Source organism: Maritimibacter alkaliphilus HTCC2654 (assembly GCF_000152805.1).
Classification (GTDB): Bacteria; Pseudomonadota; Alphaproteobacteria; order Rhodobacterales; family Rhodobacteraceae; genus Maritimibacter; species Maritimibacter alkaliphilus.
In genome coordinates this window covers 1-24889 of record NZ_CH902579.1, presented here as the reverse complement: position 1 = coordinate 24889, position 24889 = coordinate 1, and the positions used below count along the sequence as shown (strand labels likewise).

Genomic DNA, 24889 nt, shown 5'->3' with positions numbered 1-24889 from the left:
TTCACGCATGGTGTGATCGGGTTCCTGTGCTGATCTATGGTGCGACGGGGCCGGTTGATGCGGCGCTGCGGCGTCCTTGGATTGACTGGCTCCATACCTGCCGTGACCAGGCGTCGATGATCCGGAATTATGTGAAATGGGACGATCAGCCTGGCTCGATGGAGGCGGCGCTGGAATCGATGTTGCGTGCGGATGTGATCGCGCGGAGCGAGCCGAAAGGGCCGACCTATGTGAACTTTGATGTGTCGATCCAGGAAAAGCAGCACGCGCAGGCCCCGGCGCTGCCGGATTTTGCGCGTTACCAGCCGCCTTTGCCTGCGGCTCCTTCGGCCGAAGGCGTGGCACGTGCGGCGGACCTGCTGAAGAACGCCAAGGCGCCTGTGGTGCTGGCGGGGCGGGTGTCGCGCGATCCGGCGGATTGGGCGCGGCGTGTGGCCTTTGTCGAGGGGCTGGGGGCGAAGGTTCTGACGGATATCCGGATCGGGGCGTCTTTCCCGACGGATCACCCGCGGCATCGGGGTAAACCAGCCTTCTTCATCGACGACGCGGCGGGCGCGGTGCTGCGCGAGGCCGATGTGATCCTGAGTCTGGACTGGCTGGATGTCGCGGGTACGCTGAAACTGGCGGGCGAAGTGACGGCGCAGGTGATCCAGGCGTCGCTGGATTATCAGCTGCACAATGGCTGGGGGATGGAGCATCAGGCGCTGCCTGCGCTGGATCTGCACCTGGCCTGTGGCCCGGATGTTGCGATGCATGCGATTGCCGATGCCCTGGGTGTAGGGGCGGGCGAGATGCCCGGTGATTTGCCGGTCAAACCCGCGCTGAACGCCCCCGATGCAGATGTTGAGCTTGATATCATGACGCTGGCCGGGGCGCTTGGCGAAGGTTTGGAAGGTGTCTGTGCCAGCTTTGTGCGTTGGCCGTTGGGTTGGGCGGGCGAGGCGTGGCACTTCCGTCATCCGCTGGACTTCCTGGGTTCGGATGGCGGCGCGGGGATCGGCTCGGGTCCTGGGATGCTGATCGGGGCGGCGCTGGCGCTGAAAGACAGCGACCGGCTGCCTGTTGCGGTTCTTGGGGACGGCGACTTCATGATGGCGGCCTCGGCATTTTGGACGGCGGCGCATTATGGCACTCCGTTCCTGGCGGTGGTGTCGAACAATCGCTCGTTCTACAATGACGAGGTGCACCAGGAACGCGTGGCAGTGGCCCGCAACCGCCCGGTCGAGAACAAGTGGATCGGCCAGCGTATCGGTGATCCGGATATCGACATTGCCGGAGTTGCGCGGGCGCAGGGCTGCGAAGGGATCGGCCCGGTCTTTACCGCGGGCGAGCTGGTCGAGGCGATCAAACAGGGCGTCGAGATGGTGCGCGCGGGCAAAAGCGTGGTGATCGATGCGCGGGTGCAGCCGGGATACAACCCCAATATGGTCGCCGGCCTGACGCGGAGCGACTGACCTTGGCGCCGAAGATCTACATAGCACAGGACCCGGTGCTGGAAGACGTGCTCGATATCGCTGCGGAGAAACTGCTTGCCCTCGGTTGGACTGTCGTGCGCGGACCAGAGATCACCCCCGGCGTGCCGTTGCGCCTGTCGGCGGACCAGCGGCAGGCGTTGATCGAGGATGTGGACATAATCGTCGCAAGCTCCCGGTCGCGGCTGAGTGCGAAGGATCTCGATGCTTCGCCGCGCCTGCGTGCGTTAGTCTTTCCGACCATTGGCGTCGATGCGGTCGATCTCGAGGCCTGTGCCGCTCGCGGTTTGATCGTCGCTAACGGTGCCACGCCAGAAAACTTCCTGGCGATGTCAGAGGCGACGGTGATGCTGATGCTCGTGCTGCTGTACCGGCTGCATGAATCCGAACGCCTGCTACGCGAAAATGCGGGCCGGCCGCAGCAGATGTATGCGCGGATGGTGCGGGGCCGGACGATCGGCCTGATCGGGTCTGGCCGGATTGGGGCCGGGGTGATCGAGCGACTGCTGGCGTTCGAGCCGGCACAGATCCTGGTGCACGATCCGTTCCTGACACCTGACACCGCACCCGCGGGCGTACGGTTGGTGGAGCGCGACGCGCTGCTGACCACGTCCGATGTGGTCAGCCTGCATGTGCCGCTCAACGCGCAGACGCGAGGCATGATTGCCGAGGCGGAACTGCGCGCGATGAAGACAAATGCGGTTCTGATCAACACCTCGCGCGGGGGTCTCATTGACGAGGATGCGCTGGTGCGGGTGATGACAGCAGGACACCTGGCCGGTGCGGGGCTGGACGTGACGGAAACCGAACCGCTGCCCGCCGACCACCCGCTGCGCGGCCTCGACCGGGTGATCCTCACCCCGCATATCCTGGGCCACACCATTGATCTCTACACGGTCATGCCCGACGTCCTCGTCGAAAACGCAACACGCATCATGAAAGGTGATCTGCCGACATATGTCAGGAACCCCGATGTGGTGGAACGCTGGCGACAAAAGTTGAACGATCTGAACTGACCAACCCCTCCGCGCGAACGGTGTGCACAGCCGAACTGCAGAGCCTATGTTCCTTGCACCTATTGAATGGCCGTGAACCGCGCCGGGTTTGCCGGAGGCGTTACACAACGGTTGCCCGGCGCTGTGCGGCACAGTGGTGCAAGGCAGGTGTCGGCGCATGATGGTCGCGTACTGGAAAGCAACCGGCGCACAATCCCGACACAGGGGCAAAACCACCCCGGAAGAAAGTCCATACTCGGGCCCAACGATAGGCACCCCGGCTTCCATGTCTTGACTTTGTACCAAGGCTCGGCACCTATGTTGCGCGCGCCACAACTCTGGAGTTCTTAGCTATCAAGTCCGGGCGGGCGCGCTGTTTGGATAAAAACCATGTGTGGAGACAGGCCGTGAGCGATGCGATGAAAGAAAAGCAATCAAGCCACGTACCTGTCCAACCCGACGAGCGCATGGCCCGGCTGGTACGACTGGCGGCCCGCGGGTTCAACCGGGCGCTTCAACTTCGACTGCAAACGGAAAATGTTACGTTCGGTCAGTGGATTTTCCTGCGCATCCTCTGGCAGGAAGACGGGTTGTCGCAACGCGAACTGAGCGACCGGGCGCATCTCACCGAACCCACCGCCCACACCGCGCTCATCAAAATGGAAGAATTGGGTTTCATAGAGCGACGCAACGTCGAGGGCAACAAACGGCGCCAGCACGCGTTTCTGACGCGGAAGGGCTTGGAGCTGCGCGACGTTCTCGAACCTCTGGCGCTCGAAGTGAACGATGCAGCGATGGCGGGACTGTCCAAGAAAGCTCAGGAAGACTTGCGAAACGCCCTTTCCGTGATGATCCGGAACCTCGAGAATGACGAACACGATGCGGCCGCGAGAGGGGTCCGTGTACCTCCGACCAAGGGCAACACAGCAAACTAAATCGCAAGCCACACGTGCCGAGTGTCAGGCGCGGGCCTTTAGGTGGCGGTTGTGGATAGATTTTTCGGCTCGGGACGGGATATGAGCCCTGCCGTCCCGGGGTTCCACCGGTTGACGATGTGTCATTGCAAAGCACCCACGCCGAATATTCAGCTTTAGGGTGTTCCGCGTCAGGAACTATGACCTGAGTGGCTTTCGCTGAACAATAGTCTCGACTTCAATCAGGGTTGACGGGTGTGAGTGGATAGACTAGTGGCATTAAAGATAGACATCTAATATTAGATGTCTACTGAAAACAGGGAGGAAGACATGAAATTTCCAATCAAAGCCGTTGCCGCATCGCTCGGGGTCGCGGTACTTTCGAGCGCTGCTTCCGCAGACAGCATCAATGTGACCCTTTCAGGCGGCAATCCCTCGGGGCTTTGGTCGCTTCTGGGCGCTGGTATCGACCGGGCCGTCAAGGCGGATGACCCGAACGGCGTGGTGACCTATCAGGCCACCGGCGGTGGCTTTGCGAACATCGGCCTTCTTGGCCGTGAACGGACCGACCTAGGACTAGCGCATGATGCCGAGATAAAATTGGCCCTCGCGGGAGACGATCCGTTCGACGCACCGATCGAGAACCTTCAGGCTGTCGGCTATATGTACAACTGGGCGCCAATGCATTTCTTCATCAAGAGATCCCTCGCCGAAGAATATGGCATTGATAGCATTGACGACCTTGCGACGTCTGGCGCAGCGATCCGTGTCGCGAATAACAACGCCGGGAACATTGTCGCCAACATCACGACTTTCATGCTTGAAGAGGCGGGCTATGACGAAGCCACGATTGAGGCAAATGGCGGCGTGCTTGTTCGCGGTGGTTCGGCACAGCAAGCGGATCTGATTACCGACGGCCGCACCGATATGGTGATCAACGGCATCTTCGTCGGGCATTCGTCGTTCCGCAAGGTCGATGAGGGCAATGACGTGGTGCTGCTCAGCGTTCCCGAAGACATCATCGCTGCGACCAACGAGCGTTTCGGAACCGGCACCTACACAATTCCAGCCAACAGCTACAAAAACCAGACCGAAGATGTCGTCACGCTCGCACTGGGTGCGATGTTGATCACTTCCGACGTACTGCCAGAAGAAACTGGCTACATGCTCGCCAAGAGTATCGCGACCAATATCGACGAGATCCGCGGCGTGCATAATGCGATGCAGGCGCTCACACCGGAATTGCTGACGTCGCAAACGACGTTGCCGTTCCATCCTGGTGCGGAGCGTGCCTACAGGGAACTGGGCTTGCTCGAATAAGGTCGACCCTAACGATCCGGCCGGTGCGCTGCCGCGGCACGCGCCGGCCTCCTCATCGACTGCGCGGTGCAATGCGCCCCGATGACTGAGTGAGATGTCACGTCACGTCATCGTGCGGCCTGTACCTCGCGGCCCGTTCTCATCTATGCCTGATACGGGGGCTACATGAATTTTCCTTCACTTACAGAAACCGGTCGTCGTAGAAGTTTAGGCTCGCCGATGAGGACCATTGTCATGGTGCTGGCGGCGGCATTCGCGATTTGGGTAATCCACTCAAACCTCTTCATCATCTCCGATCCGCTCATTCAGGGCATTCTGTTTGTATCGGGCATTTTCACGATTCTCTTCCTTGCGATCGGCGCGACCTCGCGCGCGCCGGATAGCATTCCGATCTATGATTGGTTTCTCTCTGCGCTGAGCCTGGCCACAGGGGTGTACTTCTACGTGACCTCGGGAGCGATTGCGGACCGGATCAGTCTTCTCGACGAATTCACCACCGATCAGTTCTTCTTTGGCTCAGCCTTGTTGTTTCTGACCATCGAAGCGACGCGCCGGACCACCGGCCTGGGCCTGACCGGCGTTGTCGTCCTCTTCCTGATTTATAACCTGTTTGGCTACCTTCTGCCGCCGCCGTTCGGGCATCGCGTCAGCGAGTTTAGCTATCTCTTGGATATTCTAGTTTTCACCACCGATGGGCTCTTTGGTGTGCCGCTGCAGGTTGTTGCGAGCTATGTCTTTCTGTTCGTAATGTTCGGAACTTTCCTAGCAAAAGCGGGCGGTGGGGACTTCTTTTTCAACCTTGCAGCGCTTGTGACCGGCAATGCGCGCGGCGGCCCGGCCAAAATCGCGATCATTTCGTCGGGCCTCTACGGCACGATGTCCGGGAGCCCGACATCCGACGTTGTTGCGACTGGGTCGATCACGATACCGGTCATGAAGCGTCTCGGATACCGGGCGCGGTTCGCAGGGGCGGTAGAAGTTGCGGCGTCGACAGGTGGTAGCGCGATGCCTCCGATCATGGGATCGGCTGCCTTCATCATGGCCGAGTATTCCGGCATCTCTTATAACGCCATTGTGCTTGCCGCTCTGGTGCCGGCACTTCTTTACTACACTGGTGTCTTCGCTCAGGTTCACTTCCGGTCAGTCAAGCACAACCTGCGACCGTCCGCAGACGAAATTCCTTCAGCAAAGGAAACGTTTAAGACCGGATGGGTTTTCCTGCTACCGATCATCGGCATCATCGTCGCCCTTATCTTGGGGTATTCCCCGACCTTCACAGCCGGTGTCGGCGTTCTGGTAACCATCCTGGCCGCGATGATCCTGAAGGACACACGGCTGTCACTGTGGCAGTTGGTGGAAGGGCTGGGGGCAACTACGCTCCAAATCCTGCCGGTCGCAGGCGCTTGTGCCGCAGCTGGTCTTGTGATCGGCGGCCTGTCGATGACCGGCCTTGGAATGAAATCCGCGAACGTCATTTTGACTGTCAGCAACATGCAACCACTGCTGACTCTCGTTATCGCCGCGCTCGTCACGATTGTTCTCGGTCTCGGGATGCCAACGCCCAGTGCGTATATCCTGGCGGCCGTGCTAGTAGGTCCGGCGCTGGCGAAACTTGGTTTCCCGACGTTGCCCAGCCAGATGTTTCTGCTCTACTACGCGATTCTCTCGGCACTGACGCCACCGATTGCTGTGGCTGCAATCGCGGCCTCAGCGATTGCAGACGAAGACCCCTTCAAGATCGCGTTCTCTGCAGTCCGGCTAGCCATCGTCGGCTTCCTGCTGCCCTTCGCCTTCGTGTGGAACCCAGGTATTCTCCTAGAACTTGGCCCCCTGGCAAACACCTTGGCCGTCGTGGGTGCTTTTGCCGGAGCCCTCGCGGTCGCAGCCTCTCTGGAAGGCTTGGTCAAGACACAACTCACTGCAATCGAAAGGGGCGTACTTCCCATCGCTGCGATTGGCGCCGTAAGTCCATATTTGGCGGTATCCGCGATCTGTATTTTGGTGATTGTCGCAATGCTAATCCGGCAGATCGCTTTCACGACAGAAAGCGCCCACGTCGACAGAGCCTAGCTGTCGCGCCTCAGCAGGTTGCCCCAATTGAAGTGCAGTCTGGTCATCGAGGGATTCAACCCAGAGGCGGCATGTGGCCTGGGCCAATTTCTAAGGTTGGTCCGGGCCGGTCGGCCTATGACTCGGCCTATGACGCGGAAAACAGGCGGCTACTTCCGTAGGTGGGAACTGATCACTTCGCAACCGGCGCAAAGTACGTCGAGGTTCAGGAAATGAATGAAACACGGGGACCGGAAGAACTTGGGCCAAAACAGCTTAGTATCGGCACCGACGCGATCTCCGTGCTGTCGGTTACCATCAGAGCACCCCTTGTACAGGCCGCGGTCGTCGCGAAGGCGATCAACGATGCCGCTCCTGATCACCTAGATTGGAACCGATTTGACGCGCGCATGTCGCTACAGAATCAGACTGTCAATGACCAGATCATCTTTTCGGTGACCTTGCGTGGGGAAGAAGCATCCGTTTCGCTCCGAGACGGAATGGCCGCCTTGGCCCATGATCTCGAAGAGAGGCTGAGCTTCGCTTCGGTGACTGTAGGACAACAGGTGCCAGCCAACGGTACTGACCCGAAACCGCCAGCCGCGCCGCGCTATTGGAAAGCCTGGGTCGCCAGCATGCTGGGTGTCTATCCTCTGCTGGTCCTTATCTACTACGCGCTGCAACCGCTCACGCAAAACCTTCCAGGTCCGGTGTCATTGTTTCTTGTTGCGCTGGTGCTCACCGGAGTGAACGGTGTCTACGTTGCGCCGTTTCTGGGCAAGAGATTGCGTCCATGGCTCACACGGTGAAGCGAGATAGTGCGCTTGCCGCGACTCATGCGCAGGCTGGCTGCCATGACACCTCAGTGACGGGCCCGGCAAGCCGCTGTCGGGGAGGTACAGAAGCACAATTGCGCGAAAGTATCTCGGTTAGGCGATCTCGTCAGCTTGGTCTAGTTCAGAACCCGCTATTTCGGACAACAAGTGAGGTCAGTTCCTACTACGCGGGCAAAAAAATTTGCAGGTTACGTTGACAGATAAAACTTAGAGAGCTAAGAATACTTGAGAGGTAGAGTACCACTCATCCACTAAAAGAGTCGGATGCCCTTGGAGGAGCCCAGATGCTTACACCCGAAGAGAATGAACTGCTTACACGCGTAACGGGGGATGCCCCGATGGCGCAACTCATGCGTCAACACTGGACGCCCGTATGCCTGATCGAAGAGGTTGAAGAGTCGGACGGCAAACCGCTTCGAGTCGAAGTTCTCGGCGAGAGCTATGTCGCGTTCCGGGATACCAAGGGTCGTCTGGGGATGCTGGATGAGCTTTGCCCGCACAGAAAGGCCTCTCTGGTCTATGGCCGAAACGAGGAATGTGGGCTGCGCTGCCTTTATCACGGCTGGAAGATGGACGTCGAAGGCAATGTCGTCGCCATGTCTTCGGAGCCGGAAGGCAGTCCATTGATGGACAAGGTCAAACATCGTTCCTACCCCGTGCGGGAGTGGGGCGGCTTCGTCTGGGCTTGGCTCGGCGAGAAAGATGACATGCCTGAGTTCCAACCGCCGGCCTTTGCCCCGACCGAGGACACCCCAGTTTCGATCCTGAAAATTCGCGTTCCTGCAAACTGGGCGCAGATCCACGAGGGTCAGATCGACAGCGCGCACTCGTCGTCGCTCCATTCGTCGAATATGGTTCCGGCACGGGTCGAGGGCGCCGCGGCGGACGACAAATCATGGTACCGCCCGTCGACCGACAAATCCCCACGTATGCAGACTGAAACCACGAGCTACGGTTTCCACTACGCGGCGATCCGAAAGCCAATCAAAAACGCTCAGACGCACAACTATCTTCGGATCACCGAATTTGTCGCGCCCTATTACTCGCTGATTCCGCCCAACAACAACTACCGAGTCGCAAGCGTCATCGTGCCGATCAATGACGATGAGACAGCATTTCACTTCATAGCCTTCGACGGACCTAACGTTCCCTCTACCGAAGAGTGGCGCAAATTTGCCCATGCCGTACCGGGTGTGGATGTCGACCACAAATGGCGCTCTCTCCGGACCTTAGAGAACGACTTCAAACAGGACCGCGAAAGGATGAAGGAAGGCCACTTTACAGGCGTGGACGGCATTCCGAACGAAGATATTGTGATGTGGGTTTCGATGGGCAGCCGCGTGCAGCGCCACACAGATATTCTTGGGGCTTCCGACCTGGCGATTGTCGAATTCCGTCGGCTGATGGCCGATGCAGCAAAGAAAGTCGCCGAAGGTGGTCAGGCGATCGGCACTGACTCGAAGATTCCGCAAAGGGTAATCGCCTCTCATGAGGGCGTGTATCCTAAAGACGTCGATTGGCGAACACTTGTGGACACGTCGAGCAAGACGGAAGCGGCGGAATAACCCGCCTACATGTTTCCTCCCTGAACCGTCCAGAGCCTCAAGGGGTTTTGGGCGGCTCTTTTTTCGTGGTGCCGTCGGACTTTCAAAGCTTGCCTCGACGGATTCTGCTCGACGGGCGACAGGCGTGATGACGACAGCAATCAATATTGAAGACTTGCGGGAGCAGGCACGGCGCCGCCTGCCACGGGTGGTGTTCGACTATTTGGATGGGGGCGCGGAAGCAGAGGTGACGCTGCGGCGGAACCGCAGTTCCTTCACGGATATCGTTCTCACGCCGCGAATCCTCAAAGGGGGGAGCGTCGATCTCACCTTGGAGCTGTTCGGGGAAACATACTCCAAGCCGTTTTTTATAGGGCCGACAGGACTGAACGGCCTCTACTGGCCCCAGGGAGATCTGCACCTCGCCGCTGCGGCCGAACGATCCGGGGTCGGGTTCACGGTTTCGACCGCCTCGAACACGACGTTGGAGGAGATCGCAGGGAAGAGCAAGGGTCCCCTCTGGTTCCAGCTCTACCCTTGGGGGCAAGGCGCGTTCGCCGAAGCGCTGATCGACCGGGCGCAGGCATCAGGTTACTCGGCTCTGGTGCTGACTGTCGATTCACTCGTGGGCGGCAAGCGCGAACGTGATCTGCGGCATGGCTTCGCCCACGAAATCCGCATTGGCCCGCGGACTGTTCTCGATGGGCTTCTTCATCCTGCTTGGCTGAGCTCCGTTTGGCTCGGGCCGCACCGTCCCAGACTTGAGAACCTCTTGGACTTTGTCGGAAACAGCGCTAGCGACAGCGAGCTGGCCGAGTTTACACGATCTCAGCGGAACCCGGAATTTTCGTGGGATGATGTTCGCCGCATTCGGGAGAAATGGAAAGGCCCGCTGCTGATCAAGGGGATCATGTGCCCAGAAGATGCTATTGACGCGCAACGCGCCGGCGTGGATGGAGTTATCGTCTCGAACCACGGTGGTCGGCAGCTTGATGGCGCTCCTGCCACGATCGATGTTCTCGCCGACATCATCGCGGCTCTGGATCGGAAGTTCCCGGTTCTGCTGGACGGCGGTATTCGTCGCGGCAGTGATATCGTGAAAGCTCTCACCTTGGGTGCGAAGGGCGTTCTGCTGGGCCGCGCGCCACTCTATGGGTTGGCGGCGCAAGGCGAGGCGGGCGTGTCACGGGCGCTTTCGATCCTTGAAGATGAGATGACGAGAACCATGACCTTTGTGGGCGCACGATCCGTGTCCGCTGTCTCAGGTGTCAACGTCGAAACCCGACGGTCATAACAGGTTCCTCCACCAGTAGAACCTGCACGTTCTCGATGGCTCGCCCAACGTTCAGGATGACTGCGCAGCACATGGTCGGTTGACACACACAACTTAGCTATCTAAACAATTTCACAATCACGACCAAATGGGAGGACCTCATGGAGAATATCAAGATGCGCGTCGAGAAACGGCGTGACTTGACCCCGAGCATCACCGAATTCACCCTGGTGCCGGTTGGAGACGATGTACTCCCTAGTTTCGATCCTGGTGCTCACATCACCTTGGAAACTCCGTCCGGCGCAATGCGCCGCTATTCACTGATCAACGATGGCAGCGATCCAAAGGAATTTGTTGTCGCGATCAAGAAAGAGCCGAATTCGCGCGGGGGCTCCGCGTCGATGCACGAACAGGCGACCGTCGGCTCCGAGTTGACAGTCGAGTTCCCGGAAAACGATTTCCCGCTAACCGATGTTCAGAAATACCTGCTCATCGCCGGCGGTATCGGGATCACGCCGATTCTGTCGATGGCGCGGTATCTCGACAAGAAGGGCAAGATGCTCAGAATCATCTACGTCAGCCGCAGTCCGGAGGAATCGGCCTATCTGGATGAACTGATGAGAGATTTCGATGGCCGGATAATTGTGCACCATGACGGCGGCGCTCCGGATGCGGTCTACGATTTCTGGGACGATCTGGTCACACCTCGTGCCACTCATGTATTCTGTTGTGGACCGAAACCGTTGATGGATGAAATCAAGGCCGTTTCCGGGCACTGGCCGGAGGGGCGAATTCACTTCGAGGATTTCAAGCCCGTCGATGTGGTGCGCCAAGACGATGTCTCTTTCGAAGTGGAGCTGAAAAAAAGTGGCGAAACCGTCACGGTGCCCGAAGATCGTTCGATCTTGGAAGCATTGCGTGACGCCGGATTCGCAACATCCAGTTCCTGTGAAAGTGGCACATGCGGCACCTGCAAGACCCGCCTCCTCGAAGGGGAAGCTGACCATCGCGACATGGTGCTTATGGAAGAGGAAAAGAGCGACCATATAATGATTTGTGTATCGCGCGCGCTATCGGGGAGGCTGGTTCTTGACCTCTGATCCCGTCCGCCTCGGAGTTGCGGGATTGGGGCGGGCTTTCATGCTGATGGTCCCCACCTTTGATGCCGACGCACGCGTCAAGCTCACGGCCGCGGCCGCGCCGCGAGCGGAAAGCCGGGCCGCATTCGAAGAGCAATATGGCGGTGTCGCCTATGCGACTGTCGAGGATCTATGCGCCGACCCATCTGTAGAAGCGATATACATCGCCACCCCGCACCAAATGCATGTAGATCACGTTCTGGCCGCGGCGCGCGCTGGAAAGCACATTCTCGTGGAAAAGCCGCTCGCGATCTCGATGGAAGACGCCGAGACCATGGTCGCCGCGGCGAACGCGGCGGGGGTTCACCTGATCGTTGGGCCCAGCCACAGTTTCGATCCGCCGGTCGACTTGGCCGCACAGTTGATCGCGAGCGGCAAGTTCGGCCAGTTGAGAATGATCCAAGCCCTTAACTACACCGACTTCCTGTATCGTCCCCGACGCCCGGAGGAGCTGCGCACCGAAGAAGGAGGAGGTGTGCTGTTCAGCCAGGCCATCCACCAGATCGACGTGGTCCGACGGCTTGCAGGCGGCATGGGAGAGAAGATTTATGCCATGACCGGGGCATGGGATCCAAAGCGTCCAACAGAAGGTGCTTTTACAGCGCTGATGAACTTTGAGGGTGGATGCGTCGCCAATCTCACCTATTCGGGCTACGCCCATTTCGATAGCGACATTTGGATGAACGACGTCGGAGAGCTGGGGCAGCTAAAACGCGCCGGCGCCTATGGCGATGCAAGGCGGGCACTGATGGACCTCGATCCCGATGACGAGGCACGCCTCAAGACGACGCGCACATTCGGCAGCGGTAAGACTGTCGACGCAGAGCACAACGAGCATTTTGGCCCAGTTATCGCGCTTTGCGACCGTGCCGATCTAAAGCTGACTCCGGACGGCGTCGAAGTATTCGGTGACACCGAGCGCAGCTTCATCGAAGCAAAATTCGGGCCCGCGCCACGTAGAACCGTAAACGATGCGCTGGTGGCCGCTGTCCGCCAGAACAGGGCCCCCGTCCAGACAGGCGCATGGGGTCTGGCAAGCCTGGAGGTTTGCCATGCGATCCTGCAGTCCGCCTCGACCGGCCAACCTGTCGATTTGCGGCAACAATGCAAAACAAGTGAGGAGGAACAAACAGGATGAGCAGTCTCAAACTATCCCTTGCCATGGGAAACTATGACCGGACGCGTGCCATTGTGGATGGAAGAGTGCAGATAGACGGTGTCGATCCCGTTCCCATGCTACTGTCCCCAGAAGAAATGTTCTTCCGGGCGTTCCGCCACGAAGCGTTCGATATCAGCGAAATTTCGTTGTCCTCGTATTCGATCTCGGTCGCCCGCGGAAATCCGCACTATGTCGCGATCCCGGTCTTTCTGAGCCGGGCGTTCCGTCACACTTCAGTCTACATTCGAACCGACAAAGGGATCGACACGCCGCAGGATCTGAAGGGCAAGCGCATTGGCATTGCCGAATACCAGCTGTCTGCCAATGTCTGGGTGCGCGGCATTCTCGAAGAGGAATACGGCGTCAAACCCTCCGATATCATCTGGGTGCGCGGCGGTATGGATACGCCGGGCCGGCCCGAAAAGATCAAGGTCCAGTTGCCCGACGATATCCGCATGGAAGAGGCGCCGGTGGGCAGCACGTTGAATGGCATGCTCGAGGCCGGTGAGATCGACGGCTTCATCGGCCCGCGTTGGCCGCGTTGTTTCGCCGAGCGGCATCCGCACGTAGGTCGGCTCTTTGCAGACAGCATCGCTACGGCCGAAGCCTATTTCGAAAAGACCCGGATCTTTCCGATCATGCATGTTCTTGGGTTGCGCCGCATCCTCGCAGAAGAATACCCATTCCTACCCGCCGCCCTGCTCAAGGCGTTCACGCAATCGAAGCTGCTGGCAGAAGAAGCACTTTCTGACACCTCGGCAACGAAAGTAACGATGCCCTTCGTCGAGGATAATCTCAACCGCGTGCATGCGCTAATGGGTGACGACCCCTGGAGCTATGGCGTCGGCGGCAACGCCCATGTCCTGAACAAGTTTTTGGATTACCACGCGAGTCAGGGACTGTCGCCGCGCCGGGTGGAGATCGAAGAACTGTTCCATCCCTCGACCCTAGAAGCCTACAGCCTTTAAGAGGAGCGCCACAATGGAAAAGTACGCACCCGGAGATATCGTCGAGGTCGAAACAACGAAGGGGCTGGCTTACGTACAGCTCACACATACCCACCCGAGCTATCCTCCCGTGGTCAAGTTCCTCCCGGGGTCTTACGAACACCGGCCCGACAATGTGACTGTATTGGCCGAAAAACCCGCACCGATGGCCATGGTCCCCCTAACGGGGGTATTGAATCGGTTAGGGTTGAAGCACGCGCTTGCCGGAAGGTCGGACATTCCGCATTCTGAAAGAAGTTTCCCGATTTTCCGGATGCCGATTCGCGACAAACAGGGCGAGATCATCTATTGGTGGTTCTGGGATGGTCAGGGCTTGACCTATTCTACCGAGCTGATGGAGCAGCAGGAGACGCTGCCAATGCGCGAGGTTATGTCTTCAGGCCACTTCCTGGATCAGTTGCTGGCCCATGACAAGTAGCAGGAACAATCCGCGCCGACACGCGCGATGACCGCGGGGTTCGGCGGCCTCTTGGCCGTGTTCGGAGCGTTCTGCTACGCTTTCAGTTCGGTTTCCATTGCAAAGAGCTCCCAATCGGTTCAGGGCCGCGGCAACGACGTTCTTATCTCTGTCCTGATGACCGCCGTTGTCTCTGGGGCGCTTTGGCTGCTCCTGGGCCCAACGATGCCGGAACTTAACCGCGGTGTACTCATTGGTGTGGCCTATTTCGTTGCAGCCGGGGTGCTTGGCAACGTTGTCGGCCGTCTTACGCTGTTCCGCTCGGTAGAGCTTGCCGGAGCCATCGAGACCGGTTTCATCCGACGCCTGATACCAGTGTTTGCGGCGCTGTTGGCGTTCTTTCTGCTCGGTGAGGTCATCACGACACCTGTGGTCATCGCCTTCTTCCTGGTTACCAGCGGCGTGGTAATCATGATGTCACGCGCTTCGGTCAAATCGGCTTCTGACTTGGCGGTCGGAGATCCTGACCCTCGAGAGAAGAACAAGGGCCGGGCGATGGCCGTAGCGTCCGCCGCCGGGTATGGCGGCTCGTTCGTCTCCCGAAAGCTCGCGATGCAGACTTTGCCGGACCCTCTGGCCGGAGTTTTCATCGGTGCGATGACGGGTCTAATGTGGTTTGCGGTCTCCTGGGTGTTCCGGTTCAAATCGCGCGACGCGTTTGCCTGGCGAATTCAGCGGCCGAGCGGGTGGCAACTTCTGGCTGGCAGTTCGATGACGGTCGGACAAGTCGCGCTGTTCTTTTCGCTTATATTTACTGATGTGACCGTCGTCGCGATCATGTCTTCAATCGAGATGTTCTTTGCCGCCTGGCTCGCAGGCCATATCTTCAAAACCGAACGGCGCCCAGGTCCCAGATTCTACCTGTCGTCTGCACTAGCCGCGACCGGTGTGACACTTCTCGCCCTTGCGCCAAGGTTTGGTTAGCGGGACTGGCAACACGCGCTTGCGAGATTATCCAGAAGCTTGTCCATCGCAGCGAAAAGGTGACCCAACTCGTCGGGTTCAAATCCCGCCGAGGCGTGATCTGCCGCGAGACGCGCAGATTTCATTGCGCCATCTATCGTTCGAAGCCCTGCGTCAGTCAGGTCGACATGAACCACGCGCCGGTCGGACTGGCTGCGGTTACGCGTGATAAGATCTCGTTTTTCGAGCTCGTCCAGGACGCGTGTGGACGACGCCTTTTCGATGCCCAGCAACCCGGAAAGCTCGGATTGTTTTAGTTTGCCTTCCTCTCTCAGGCACCGGAGATGAATGTACTGCGCCATGCTGAGCCCGGTTTCGCGCAACTGCTCCTGCAGCAGCTTACCATAAAGATGATGCGCCAGGCGGAGCGACGCCCCAAGACCACGTTTCCTAGAAGGTGATTGCGGCACGATTTGCGCCCCCCTAATTTAGATGTCTTATTTCTTGACAATTCTAAAGCCACTCTTATAGTAAGGCAATCTTACTAACTTGAAGCAAGACTGGGCAACAGACGGAGGAGCTAAGATGCCAGAAAGATTGCTATGTGCGGTGTCGGACTTGAGCGACAAGACGGCAAAGATTTGCGAGGTCGACGGGGTCGAGATCGGGGTCATTCGGCACAAAGGAGACATCGTTGCATATAAGAACGTGTGTCCGCACCAAGGTGGCCCGGTATGCGAAGGCCTAAAGATGCCGCAGGTCTGCGTCGAACTCGACGACCAGCAGCGCGCGCTCCGGCAGACCTTCAACGAAGACGAACTGCATTTCGTTTGCCCGTGGCATGGCTGGGAATTCAAGATTGCGACGGGCGAAGCCGTTGGCGATCCAAAGTACAAAATGAAACGTTACAACGTGGTGGAAAGAGGAGGTGAGGTCTATGTCGAAGTTTGACCAGATAGCCGCTGAAGCTCCTGCTCTGGAGGCATCGGTCGATGCTGTCCTGAATGCACTGCGCAACCCCGAAAGCAGTGGCCTGCGCGCCGAGCAACTTCAGGCGCTGCTTTCACACGCTGTGACCGCATATGCGAAACTTCGCGAAACCAATGACGGCTTGCCCGCATTCCCACGAGACAACGATGTCTCGGCGACAGCTGTCGCCATCGCCGCGACCGGCATTCTCGATGCCGCCGATATGGCGGTGTTCGAGTTGGGCATGTGGCAGACGCTGAATCCGTAACACGAGGGGAGAGAGATAAAATGTCTTTGACGGGCAACACGATGAACTACAGCTCGGATAACGATCCGGCGATACAGGAATTTAACACCAGCAAGCTGCTGAAGAACGCACGTAAGCAAGCGGAAGACCGTAATTACAAAGACTTCTTCATTTGCGATGTGGACAGCCACCACTATGAGACTGAGGCCTTGCCGGAAATCCTGCAATACATGGACGACCCGGTGATGCGCCATCTTGGCTTGTCAGCCGGTAACGTTGGCCGCGCCGGCCTTATTCCGCAGGCGATCGGTTCGCAGGACATGGCTGGGCGCGTGACGCGCTATGCGGGTCGGAACAAGGAAATTGTCCCCGAAGAACCACACCGCGACATCACTTTGGCACGGCGCTGGATGGACGCGATGGGTACGGATATGGCGTGCCTTTTCCCAACCCCAATGCTGTTGTTGGCAACGCACCCCCAAGTCGAGGTCGAGGTGGCAATGGCCCGCGCCTATAACCGTTGGCTGAGCGAGCGCATTCTTGAAGAAGACAATCGCCTCGTATCCATGGTCTATCTGCCCATGAACGAGCCGCACGAAGCCGAGAAGATGATTGACGAGTTCGCCGAAAAGAAAGGCGTCGTTGGGTTCCTTTCGACTGGGTATCTCAAGCGGCCAGTGCATGACAGCGCAAACATGCGTATTTATGCCAAACTGGAAGAGCATGGAATGCCTCTTGGCTTCCACGCGGCTTATCACTGGGCCGACACCTCGTTGGCACAGCTGAACAAGTTTATCTCAGTTCACGCGCTTGGTTTCAGCTTCTGTAACATCATCCACATGACCAACTGGGTTATGAACGGCATGCCCGAACGTTTCCCAAAGCTGAAAACCATGTGGATCGAAAGTGGTCTGGCTTGGGTTCCTTTCCTGATGCAACGGCTGGACAACGAGTACATGATGCGTACGTCCGATGCTCCGCTCTTGAAGAAAAAACCCAGCGATTACATGCGTGAGATGTACTACTCTACGCAGCCGATGGAGCTGGTGGACAACCGCGAAGCCTTGGAAGTCACCTTCAAGATGATAAACGCAGAATCGCAGTTGCTCTATTCGTCCGACTATCCGCATTGGGATATGGATCTTCCGAGCACGATCTATGACCTTCCGTTCTTGGACGAGAAGGCCAAGCGGAGCATTCTAGGTGGAAACGCGCAGAAACTGTTCAATCTTGACCCAGTTATGTCCGAGTGGAAACTGGAGGCAAACGCCAAAGGTTGACGCCGTTCTCGTCGTCCGTCTTCAACAGGACACGCATATACGGATCACTGCGAGGCTGCCCGGAGAACATCCGGGTGGCCTCTTTCATGCTTGAACGGCACGCAGTATGTCTGGCGGTTATCGCGACCTAGCTATCTCTTGAAGCGCGGCAAAAAACATAGACATCTAAGTAGTCAAATGATAGCATGTCTTAGCGTTCGATCAGTGAGGCGAAGATGAGCATCAAGAATATCCTTATTACGCATTCCGGGAGTGCTGGATTCCCGAGTGGCGTAGGTCATGCGACAAAAATTGCGGCCAAGCACGATGCATGGCTGACGGCGGTTTATGGCAGCACTTCTTCCTACTTCGAACATGTTCTCGGCCTGACCGAGGAACTTCTCGACAAGCTCGGAAATGTGCGAAATGAGAAAATCGAAGCTGCTCGAGCCTTTTTTGAGGAGCAAGCTTCTTCGGCAGGAGTGGCCGAACGGTCGCGTTTTGTTATGCCAAGCGAGATCGGAAAGTTAAGTTTGCCCGAAATCGCACGTAATTTTGATTTTGTGGTGACAGGCTACCAATCGAACCTTCCTACCGATGAATTTCGCGCTGTGAACCCAGATCTTATGGCACTACAAAGCGGCCGCCCAGTCCTTGTTGTACCCAATGGATACTCTACTGACAAACTCGGTTCACATGCTCTCGTCGCCTGGGACGGAAAGCGCTCGGCAGCCCGAGCGCTCAACGACGCAATGACGATCTTGGAGGAGAGACCGCGCAAGGTCACGATCTTGAGCGTTGGCGCGAGCCTGCCGAAAATGCCCGAAGGAACAGACATTGTCACCCACCTCCAACGCCATGGTGTTGACGTGGAACAGGTCGAGCGCCCCAAAGGCAAGAACGGCATAGCCGACGTTATTCAACGGACCGCTGCCGAGTTGGGGGCAAAGTTGATCGTGATGGGGGCTTACGAACACAGCAAATTCTCACAAGACCTGTTCGGTGGCGTTACCCACGAAGTCATCAGGAACAGCCAAGTGCCGGTGTTCATGTCCCACTGACCGCATCGTCGCGCCTTTCGGAGGGCGTCCTTTGCGTGGCTAGCAGTGTCGTCCCCCGCGCGGAGCCTTCTGTCCATGATCATGCAGGCTCGGCGAAGGATTGACGGATTCGGTCCATGAGCTGAATTTGCGGCGCGGAGAACACCGTCTTCTTGTCGTAGACCAGGAACAGCGGCATCGCAATTTCCAGCTCTGGTGTATGCACAAGGCGAAGCCCTGACACCTCTGGGTCCCTCGGCAATGCGCTCTTGAAGACGAAACCGGCCCCGACATCGGCGCGGATCGCATTTAAGATCGGCTCGGGATGCCCGAAGGCCAGTACGCTGTTGGTTCTCACGACCCCAGCGGCGCGCAGCACCTCATCGATGAGTTCTCGAGCCATTTGCCCCTTCGGCGGGGTGATCAGCGGCAATGTCCCTAGCTCATCGATGTAAGCGACATCGCCGACCAGTCGGCTCTCTATCGCGGCCACCAGATAAAGCGGCTCGCGCCAGAGCAATTCGATTTCCAACCGTGAGGTGTCGCGATTGTGATCAACCAAAGTGATACCGAAGTCGCAATCCCCAAGCAGAACTGATTCCGTGGCCAGGTAGGGGCTGGCCATCGACACCGAAATCCTGGCCGATGGGAATTCCTTTTTGAACGCAATTATAGTTTCAGACAACTTGTAGGTGCCGGCCACCATCGACGAGGCGATCCGCGTTCGGCCAATCAGACCTTTCTTGATGTCTGCGAGGTCAAGAAACATATCTGAGCTGCGCTGAATAGTTTCCTTCGCCCAGGCAAGAGTGCGACGCCCGGCATGTGTCAGTTCGATGTTGCGCCCGGCCTTGCGCACCAACTTGACACCAAGGCTCTTCTCAAGACTGCGCAGGTGGGCGGTTACTGCGGGTTGCGCAATATTCAAATACTCCGCCGCGCGGGTTACACTGTTGAATTTGGCGATCGTGCAAAAGACGTGCAGCTTGTGCAGCGTGAGATTGCGCGACCGAAGCAAGTCTTTCGACGGCGTGTCGTTCGGTTCTTCTGGCCGATCTTTGCGCAATTCCTGTTCTCCCGTGTCAGGCATCCGGTTTGATGGCTCGGAAGCATACCAAAACCACAATAAATCAGTCGGGCAAGTTCAGGAATCAACTCTATTGATTGAGTGCCCGGCATTAAATCATAACCATAGCCATATATATTGTCGACGTTTGCGTATTGGACCCGAGACCGCTCGGCATCGCACAATCGGAACATTCCTGATCCTTGCGCGGCTATCGCAGCGGCTCGAGTGATACAGTCGGCTAGAAGCCTGTCGTCCAGAAGAGTCGAAGGTTCATACCATTTGAAGGGAGGAGGAAAGTTTGAAGGAATTTGCGTTCGGTACGGAGCCGCCCGGGTCCGGTAGGATTTGCGTCGTCGGGGCCGGATTCATGGGATGTGTCATCGCGACACTCTATGCGCATCACGGCTATGATGCGGTGATCTGCGACAGCAATCAGACCATGCTTGACACTTACGTAGAGCGGGCCCGCCCGATCGCGGCAGGACTGGTCGAGGATTCGGATGCATCGGAGGCCATGCTAGCCGGAGTGACACTTGAGCCGGATCTTGCGAGCGCGATCGAAGGGGTCTTCCTCGTGCATGAAGCAGTGCAGGAATCCCTGGAAGTCAAACAGGCCCTGTTCGCGGAACTCGAAAGGATCTGTCCGGAAAACGTGGTGCTGGCGACCAATACCTCGTCCTTCCTAATCTCCGACATCGCCGCTCAAATGACACGCAAAGAGCGGATGATGGGCATTCACTATGTTACTCCGGGTCATATCGTTCCCGTAATCGAGTTGATCCATGCGGCCGATACGCCAGCGGAGTTGGTGGCATGGAGCCGCATGCTGGTGCAGAACATCGAACATGTCGGTGTCGCGATCCTCGAACGTCCAGGCTTTCTTGTGAACCGGATCCAGTTCGCCATGCTGACCGAGATCTATCGTCTGATGGACGAAGGCCTGGTGTCGCGTAGCCCTTAATTGGGCTCTGCCTCAATCTGTGTGGTGGAACGGTAGCATTCTCGCCCGCAACAATTCTGGACCGGCTCGGCCGTACATGGCGCGTTTGAGGGTCTTCAGGCGATTGATCTGACCTTCTGCTTGGCCGTTGCTCCAGGGCATCTCGATGGCGTTTTTGACGGCTTCGTAGTCCCGGTTCACTGTGCGGGCAAAGCGCACGATGGGCGCCAGGTCGGTTTCGATCGCGTCGTCGATCCATGCAGGGAGCGGGTCTGCCACGCGGCCGCGCAGGATACCATTGAACCGCATGGCGAGGCTGCGCATCGATACGAAGGCGGGAGAGCGGGTCTTGAGCGCATCGACTTTACGCGCCTGATCCGAGGTGAGCTTGCCGCGCGGTTTGATGCACAGCGCGGCCGCGATGACCGGGGAGATCGCGTGCCCCGTTTCCGGGTCCCGAACCGGCTCCAGGATCTTGTGTTCTACCTTGGGATCGCTCGCTTGCTGTTCGGCTCTGCGCCAACCCGCCAGCAGCCGCTGCAAATGCGACTGGCTCCCCTCGTAACCACGCTCTTGGATCAGACTGAAAAGGGCGCTGCCAGTTCGAATGCCCTCCTTCCAGCTTTGGCTCAGGAACTCTTCAAAATACCATGGCGAACTCGGCTTCAAAGCGGCCCGCCTGCGGTCCGGTGGTGTTTCGAACTGCAGCCATTTCGCGATGCTGCGACGCGGAAACCCTGTTCGCCGCCCGATCTCGCTGCAGGAAAGTCCCTGATTTCGGAGCGCATGGATGGTGGTGAAAATCTCTTCCCGGGACGTCCTGTGCGCAAGGCGGGACTTCAGAAGGCTTCCGGCTGCGGTGATGTTGTCGGCGTCGGACAGCAGCGCCCTGCCGGTGGCACGGCCGTGAAGGTTCATCTGTTCCTCAATGGCCTGCCGCAGGTTTTGCACGATATGGAACCGGTCGGCGACCTGCTTTGCCTGCGGTGCCCCTTGCCGGGCAGCCTTGGCGTAGAGACCGCACCGATCTCTGCTGATCACTTCCACCTCGGGGTGTCGCTTTAGCCAGTTGGTGCAGGTGACGACATCTCGATCCTCGAGGATGTCGATGACCACGCGACGCTCCAGATCCACGATGATCGTGCCGTAGGTTTGCGATTTCCGCCAGCTCCAATCGTCGATCCCGATGATTGTCGGCGCCTCGGTGGTGCCTTGAGCACACCTTTTCAGCTGCCTGAGCACCGTGTCATCGCTGACCCCAAGGCCCAAACGATGCAACAACCGCTCCGCAGGCCGTCCGCCTGTCGCATGCCCAAGATGGCCGACAATCTCCCCTACACGCGAAGTACGACGTGCAAATGGACGCGCAATCGAGCTGATCTGGTCCGAGAAAGTCCGGCGCGGGCAAGCAGGCGCCAAACATCGCCAACGGCAAACTGCGAGATCAACCGTTACCGCGTCTCCATGCGCGGGATAATCCTGCAGCCACCGACGCCGCCAGCCATGACGTCGGCGTGAATGCAATCCACAGTCTGGGCAAATGCCGTTGGGTGCCAAGACGCCAGATACAATCCACCCGCCGGATTCACTTCGTTCAACGCTTTGAACTGCAACATCGCTGCCCGGCGACCAGTGCTTCTTCGAACTCACAACTATCCCTCCTGAATTTTCCAGTTTCAGGATAGTTGCGCCACACAAAGTGAGGCAGAGCCCAATTAAGGGCTACGCGACAGCCAGTTTCACGCGTCAGACCTGTGTCGCGTCATAGGGCAAGCGGCGTACGATGCGCGCATTGTCGCCGTGATCCGGCAGTTCGGTTGCCCGAGGTTCACTGCTACGCTTGCAGTCCACGGGCGTGCAGTCCTGGCGGGCGAAATCTCGCGGTGATGATGGATCGGGTGCCACAACTCTGGCCAGAACGTATTCAGTCAGGGCAGTTCTGGGATCAAAGCAGGTCGGCGAATTGCTCCAGGTCGGCAACCGTGGCGACCAACCCCTGCTGTGTCAGGATCGCGAGATACTCGTCGACGCTTTTGAGCGGATTCTTGAGGCGCGCGCGAACTTTCCGCAGCGCGGAACAGACCAGACCGGGCGCGAGAGACAGTTGGTTCCGGAAAAAGTCGTCAGGGTGTTGGGTCTCGATGCCAAAGGGCGCAAGTGCCGCTGGTGGGAAGTCCTTCAGGTTCTGCGTGACGATCGCGTCACAGCGCCCAACGATTGCCGCCGCCAGAACGTGCCGATCGTCAGGGTCCGGCAGTGTTAGGGCCGGCACCAATGCCTCGTAGCCGGTGACCAGACAGTCGCGTGTGGCCCTGTCCATCAAGTCGCGAGTTCGTTCCAGCGCGGCGCGCTCCCGATGAGGTTCATTGCGCAGAAGCGCATCAATCCACTCCCGATGGATATCGGCCGTCCACTTGGCCTTGAAAAGGTCTGTGACCGCCAACTGCATCAGTGCATCGCGCATCGGCGCGGGATAAAGGACGTTCGCATCGAACAGGACCGTGTACTGGCTCATTTCGAGCGGTAGCCCATGTCCTGCTCTTGAGCGTCGGCGGCCAGTTGATCGAGCGCAGCTTCACGCTCGGTATCGATCGCGGCCTTGTAGGACATCACGTCTTCCATGCGGACGCGGCGATGCTTGCCGACCTTCCGATGCGGTATGGCACCATCCTCGAGCAGCTTGATCAGGAACGGACGCGAGACGTTCAGAACCTCAGCGGCCTGTACGGTCGAGAGTTCGGCGTTCTCGGGGATGATGGTGACCCCCCGCCCCGCTGCCATCGCCTCGAGGATCTCCATGAGCAGCGATACGGCGCCCGCAGGAAGCTCGATCGGCTCCATCTGCTCGGAGTCCGTCACACGAAGTTTCAACGGCGCGCGCGCCTGGGCGAAGCGTGACAATGCCTGGCCAGAGACGCGCGCAATCGCTGCGTCCTGCGGCGTGGGCGGAAGATGTCGGTGTGCCAGCATGTTCATGGTGGTCTCCTCTCCGGTTTCTGTTCTCTACCACCATATATGAAATAAGTGCAACAAATGCATTAAGTGTTGGTGAGTTTCTGCGCGCCCTGCCGCGTGCTCGCGGTTATCGCTGCTGTCGAGTGAGCGGGTGAGACCCACGCTAACCTTCAGTTTGTCGCCTTCCACATCCTGAACCGCCCCTGTCCTGTCACCTCGCGGATCAGACCCCGCTCTTGCATCCATGCAAGGTTGCGCTGAACAGCGGCGCGACTGGCACTCGTCAGGGCCTGGGCCATTGGCGCAGAGACGAGCGGCCATTCGGTCAGCACTGCGCGCAAGGCCGGCGGCGTCCTGCCCGAGAGCAATGTCATTTCGGCTTCCGCCCGCGCCGACCATGCCTCGATATCGTCAAGGTGCCGCACCGCGGTCAGGCACGCGGCTTCCATCCCGTATAGCCAGCGTTCCAGACGTTCGAACGGTGAACCACCGGCTCGTAGTCCCCCTGCCCCGCCCATGGCCAGAGGCGTGAAGACTGCGCCTCTTCCATCGCTGGCCGCGATCCGCGCAGCTGCGACAGCCGCTTCCATACGGTCGTCGTGCTGCCCGAGCCCCGCGAGGCGCCAGAGGTGAAAGCCCGCGCAAGCGCGAGTGATCGGGTGCAGGTCCGTGGCCTGCCCCATCAGATCCAGCCAACCGCTCGCGCGATCCACGAACGGCTCGGTCTCATCACTGATGTTCTCGGGGTCGCGACGGTCGAGGAAGGCGGAAAGGTCCTGCTCCGGTCCCGGTCCACCCGTCAGTCGCCGAATCGCCCATCCGACTCGCGCCAGCGCCGCCGTGTCGTCCTGGACACCGGACAGGCGCAGCGAGATCCAGAGCGCCAGCCGGTCTTGGCTGATGCGGTCACCGGTGTGCCAGCTCAAATCTGCGGCCTCCATCAGCGCAAGCCGATGCCGCCATCCTTCCGGTCCGCGCTTCAACCGGTCGTCCAGCGCGCCGACGCGACCGGCCACACGGGCAAGACGCGCGGCCTGCCCGCCCTCTGCCTTCCGCCATTCGTCGAGGACCTCGGTTTCACGCGGTTCGGCCCGTGGTCCCGGCGGCAAATAGTCCGGCTCGTCGTCCATCGGACCGGGCAGAAACCACAGGTCGTCCTCAGACGCCTGTTCGACCTCCTCAGCATAAATGCCGAGCGCGTCGGATTCATCATACAATGCGGGGGTTCCAGGCCTCATATGCGCAAAATACAGCTATTTTGAGCTTTACCCAAGGGTTTTATCAGAGTGCGTTTGTACACCTTACATAGCACGCGCGCGCGATGGTCCGCGAGACCTCCCTG

At 58.6% G+C, this 24889-nt stretch carries 24 protein-coding genes; 18 read left to right on the top strand and 6 right to left on the bottom strand.

Annotation, left to right across the window (positions count from 1 at the left end):
• The 13 genes from RB2654_RS20660 to RB2654_RS20600 form a co-directional block, all read left to right on the top strand.
• A partial coding sequence (locus RB2654_RS20660; RefSeq protein ID WP_154653314.1) for a thiamine pyrophosphate-dependent enzyme occupies positions 1-1454 on the top strand: 1454 nt, incomplete at its 5' end.
• Between the two features lie 2 nt (positions 1455-1456).
• The gene (locus RB2654_RS20655; RefSeq protein ID WP_008335733.1) at positions 1457-2488 is read left to right on the top strand and encodes a 2-hydroxyacid dehydrogenase; all 1032 of its coding nucleotides are present in this window, start codon (positions 1457-1459) and stop codon (positions 2486-2488) included.
• Between the two features lie 386 nt (positions 2489-2874).
• Positions 2875-3402 (top strand): MarR family winged helix-turn-helix transcriptional regulator, encoded by a 528-nt coding sequence (locus tag RB2654_RS20650; RefSeq protein WP_246146643.1) that lies wholly within the window; start codon positions 2875-2877, stop codon positions 3400-3402.
• Between the two features lie 309 nt (positions 3403-3711).
• Positions 3712-4701, top strand: coding sequence for a TAXI family TRAP transporter solute-binding subunit (locus RB2654_RS20645; protein WP_008335725.1), 990 nt, complete (start codon positions 3712-3714; stop codon positions 4699-4701).
• A 219-nt stretch (positions 4702-4920) separates the two neighbouring features.
• On the top strand, positions 4921-6771 hold the full coding sequence (locus RB2654_RS20640) for a TRAP transporter permease (protein ID WP_008335724.1): 1851 nt from the start codon (positions 4921-4923) through the stop codon (positions 6769-6771).
• 161 nt (positions 6772-6932) lie between these two features.
• Positions 6933-7559, top strand: a complete 627-nt coding sequence (locus RB2654_RS20635; protein ID WP_008335723.1) for a putative antibiotic biosynthesis monooxygenase — start codon at positions 6933-6935, stop codon at positions 7557-7559.
• Between the two features lie 311 nt (positions 7560-7870).
• Positions 7871-9151 (top strand): Rieske 2Fe-2S domain-containing protein, encoded by a 1281-nt coding sequence (locus RB2654_RS20630; protein WP_040885915.1) that lies wholly within the window; start codon positions 7871-7873, stop codon positions 9149-9151.
• Between the two features lie 127 nt (positions 9152-9278).
• On the top strand, positions 9279-10424 hold the full coding sequence (locus RB2654_RS20625) for an alpha-hydroxy acid oxidase (protein ID WP_008335721.1): 1146 nt from the start codon (positions 9279-9281) through the stop codon (positions 10422-10424).
• A gap of 140 nt (positions 10425-10564) precedes the next feature.
• Positions 10565-11503, top strand: a complete 939-nt coding sequence (locus tag RB2654_RS20620; RefSeq protein ID WP_008335720.1) for a PDR/VanB family oxidoreductase — start codon at positions 10565-10567, stop codon at positions 11501-11503.
• Positions 11460-12680 (top strand): Gfo/Idh/MocA family protein, encoded by a 1221-nt coding sequence (locus tag RB2654_RS20615; RefSeq protein ID WP_255446371.1) that lies wholly within the window; start codon positions 11460-11462, stop codon positions 12678-12680. The genes RB2654_RS20620 and RB2654_RS20615 overlap by 44 nt, the downstream gene beginning before the upstream one ends.
• A complete protein-coding gene (locus tag RB2654_RS20610; protein WP_187432421.1) occupies positions 12677-13669 on the top strand; it encodes an ABC transporter substrate-binding protein in 993 nt (330 codons plus the stop codon). The genes RB2654_RS20615 and RB2654_RS20610 overlap by 4 nt, the downstream gene beginning before the upstream one ends.
• 13 nt (positions 13670-13682) lie before the next feature.
• Complete coding sequence (locus RB2654_RS20605; RefSeq protein ID WP_008335707.1) at positions 13683-14126, top strand: hypothetical protein; 444 nt, start codon at positions 13683-13685, stop codon at positions 14124-14126.
• A 27-nt stretch (positions 14127-14153) separates the two neighbouring features.
• Positions 14154-15089 carry an EamA family transporter gene (locus tag RB2654_RS20600; protein WP_008335705.1) on the top strand — a complete coding sequence of 312 codons (936 nt, stop codon included), beginning with the start codon at positions 14154-14156 and terminating at the stop codon, positions 15087-15089.
• Here RB2654_RS20600 and RB2654_RS20595 read toward each other — a convergent pair.
• Entirely contained in the window at positions 15086-15538 is a 453-nt protein-coding gene (locus RB2654_RS20595) for a MarR family winged helix-turn-helix transcriptional regulator (protein ID WP_246146644.1), read from the bottom strand. The genes RB2654_RS20600 and RB2654_RS20595 overlap by 4 nt on opposite strands.
• A 115-nt stretch (positions 15539-15653) precedes the next feature.
• Between RB2654_RS20595 and RB2654_RS20590 the strand changes: the two genes are divergently transcribed.
• From RB2654_RS20590 to RB2654_RS23955, 4 genes are all read left to right on the top strand, one after another.
• A complete protein-coding gene (locus RB2654_RS20590) occupies positions 15654-16019 on the top strand; it encodes a Rieske (2Fe-2S) protein (RefSeq protein ID WP_076626060.1) in 366 nt (121 codons plus the stop codon).
• Entirely contained in the window at positions 16006-16305 is a 300-nt protein-coding gene (locus tag RB2654_RS20585; RefSeq protein WP_007803160.1) for a hypothetical protein, read from the top strand. Before RB2654_RS20590 ends, RB2654_RS20585 begins: the two co-directional genes overlap by 14 nt.
• A gap of 41 nt (positions 16306-16346) precedes the next feature.
• Positions 16347-17564 carry an amidohydrolase family protein gene (locus tag RB2654_RS20580; protein ID WP_229743358.1) on the top strand — a complete coding sequence of 406 codons (1218 nt, stop codon included), beginning with the start codon at positions 16347-16349 and terminating at the stop codon, positions 17562-17564.
• A gap of 215 nt (positions 17565-17779) precedes the next feature.
• Positions 17780-18604, top strand: a complete 825-nt coding sequence (locus tag RB2654_RS23955) for a universal stress protein (RefSeq protein ID WP_229678652.1) — start codon at positions 17780-17782, stop codon at positions 18602-18604.
• 79 nt (positions 18605-18683) lie between these two features.
• On the opposite strand, the gene RB2654_RS20570 is transcribed toward RB2654_RS23955, so the two are convergent.
• Entirely contained in the window at positions 18684-19673 is a 990-nt protein-coding gene (locus RB2654_RS20570) for a LysR family transcriptional regulator (protein WP_008335700.1), read from the bottom strand.
• A gap of 277 nt (positions 19674-19950) precedes the next feature.
• Here RB2654_RS20570 and RB2654_RS20565 point away from each other — a divergent pair, with 277 nt between their 5' ends.
• A complete protein-coding gene (locus tag RB2654_RS20565; protein WP_007803148.1) occupies positions 19951-20613 on the top strand; it encodes a 3-hydroxyacyl-CoA dehydrogenase family protein in 663 nt (220 codons plus the stop codon).
• A 12-nt stretch (positions 20614-20625) separates the two neighbouring features.
• On the opposite strand, the gene RB2654_RS20560 is transcribed toward RB2654_RS20565, so the two are convergent.
• The 4 genes from RB2654_RS20560 to RB2654_RS20545 form a co-directional block, all read right to left on the bottom strand.
• Positions 20626-22242 carry an ISL3 family transposase gene (locus RB2654_RS20560; protein WP_422908288.1) on the bottom strand — a complete coding sequence of 539 codons (1617 nt, stop codon included), beginning with the start codon at positions 22240-22242 and terminating at the stop codon, positions 20626-20628.
• Between the two features lie 295 nt (positions 22243-22537).
• Positions 22538-23107, bottom strand: coding sequence for a PIN domain-containing protein (locus tag RB2654_RS20555; RefSeq protein WP_007803220.1), 570 nt, complete (start codon positions 23105-23107; stop codon positions 22538-22540).
• Entirely contained in the window at positions 23104-23568 is a 465-nt protein-coding gene (locus RB2654_RS20550; RefSeq protein ID WP_007803221.1) for an excisionase family DNA-binding protein, read from the bottom strand. Before RB2654_RS20550 ends, RB2654_RS20555 begins: the two co-directional genes overlap by 4 nt.
• Before the next feature lie 149 nt (positions 23569-23717).
• Complete coding sequence (locus tag RB2654_RS20545; RefSeq protein WP_007803223.1) at positions 23718-24785, bottom strand: helix-turn-helix domain-containing protein; 1068 nt, start codon at positions 24783-24785, stop codon at positions 23718-23720.
• Positions 24786-24889: the final 104 nt, after the last annotated feature.

Excerpts from the sequence above, each read along its gene's own strand:
- RB2654_RS20640 (WP_008335724.1), top strand. The coding sequence starts at position 4,921 with ATGAGGACCATTGTCATGGTGCTGGCGGCGGCATTCGCGATTTGGGTA.
- RB2654_RS23955 (WP_229678652.1), top strand. The coding sequence starts at position 17,780 with ATGAGCATCAAGAATATCCTTATTACGCATTCCGGGAGTGCTGGATTC.
- RB2654_RS20570 (WP_008335700.1), bottom strand. The coding sequence starts at position 19,673 with ATGCCTGACACGGGAGAACAGGAATTGCGCAAAGATCGGCCAGAAGAA.
- RB2654_RS20590 (WP_076626060.1), top strand. The coding sequence starts at position 15,654 with ATGCCAGAAAGATTGCTATGTGCGGTGTCGGACTTGAGCGACAAGACG.
- RB2654_RS20555 (WP_007803220.1), bottom strand. The coding sequence starts at position 23,107 with ATGAGCCAGTACACGGTCCTGTTCGATGCGAACGTCCTTTATCCCGCG.
- RB2654_RS20610 (WP_187432421.1), top strand. The coding sequence starts at position 12,677 with ATGAGCAGTCTCAAACTATCCCTTGCCATGGGAAACTATGACCGGACG.
- RB2654_RS20545 (WP_007803223.1), bottom strand. The coding sequence starts at position 24,785 with ATGAGGCCTGGAACCCCCGCATTGTATGATGAATCCGACGCGCTCGGC.
- RB2654_RS20645 (WP_008335725.1), top strand. The coding sequence starts at position 3,712 with ATGAAATTTCCAATCAAAGCCGTTGCCGCATCGCTCGGGGTCGCGGTA.
- RB2654_RS20630 (WP_040885915.1), top strand. The coding sequence starts at position 7,871 with ATGCTTACACCCGAAGAGAATGAACTGCTTACACGCGTAACGGGGGAT.
- RB2654_RS20550 (WP_007803221.1), bottom strand. The coding sequence starts at position 23,568 with ATGAACATGCTGGCACACCGACATCTTCCGCCCACGCCGCAGGACGCA.
- RB2654_RS20605 (WP_008335707.1), top strand. The coding sequence starts at position 13,683 with ATGGAAAAGTACGCACCCGGAGATATCGTCGAGGTCGAAACAACGAAG.
- RB2654_RS20600 (WP_008335705.1), top strand. The coding sequence starts at position 14,154 with ATGACCGCGGGGTTCGGCGGCCTCTTGGCCGTGTTCGGAGCGTTCTGC.
- RB2654_RS20580 (WP_229743358.1), top strand. The coding sequence starts at position 16,347 with ATGAACTACAGCTCGGATAACGATCCGGCGATACAGGAATTTAACACC.
- RB2654_RS20585 (WP_007803160.1), top strand. The coding sequence starts at position 16,006 with ATGTCGAAGTTTGACCAGATAGCCGCTGAAGCTCCTGCTCTGGAGGCA.
- RB2654_RS20620 (WP_008335720.1), top strand. The coding sequence starts at position 10,565 with ATGGAGAATATCAAGATGCGCGTCGAGAAACGGCGTGACTTGACCCCG.
- RB2654_RS20625 (WP_008335721.1), top strand. The coding sequence starts at position 9,279 with ATGACGACAGCAATCAATATTGAAGACTTGCGGGAGCAGGCACGGCGC.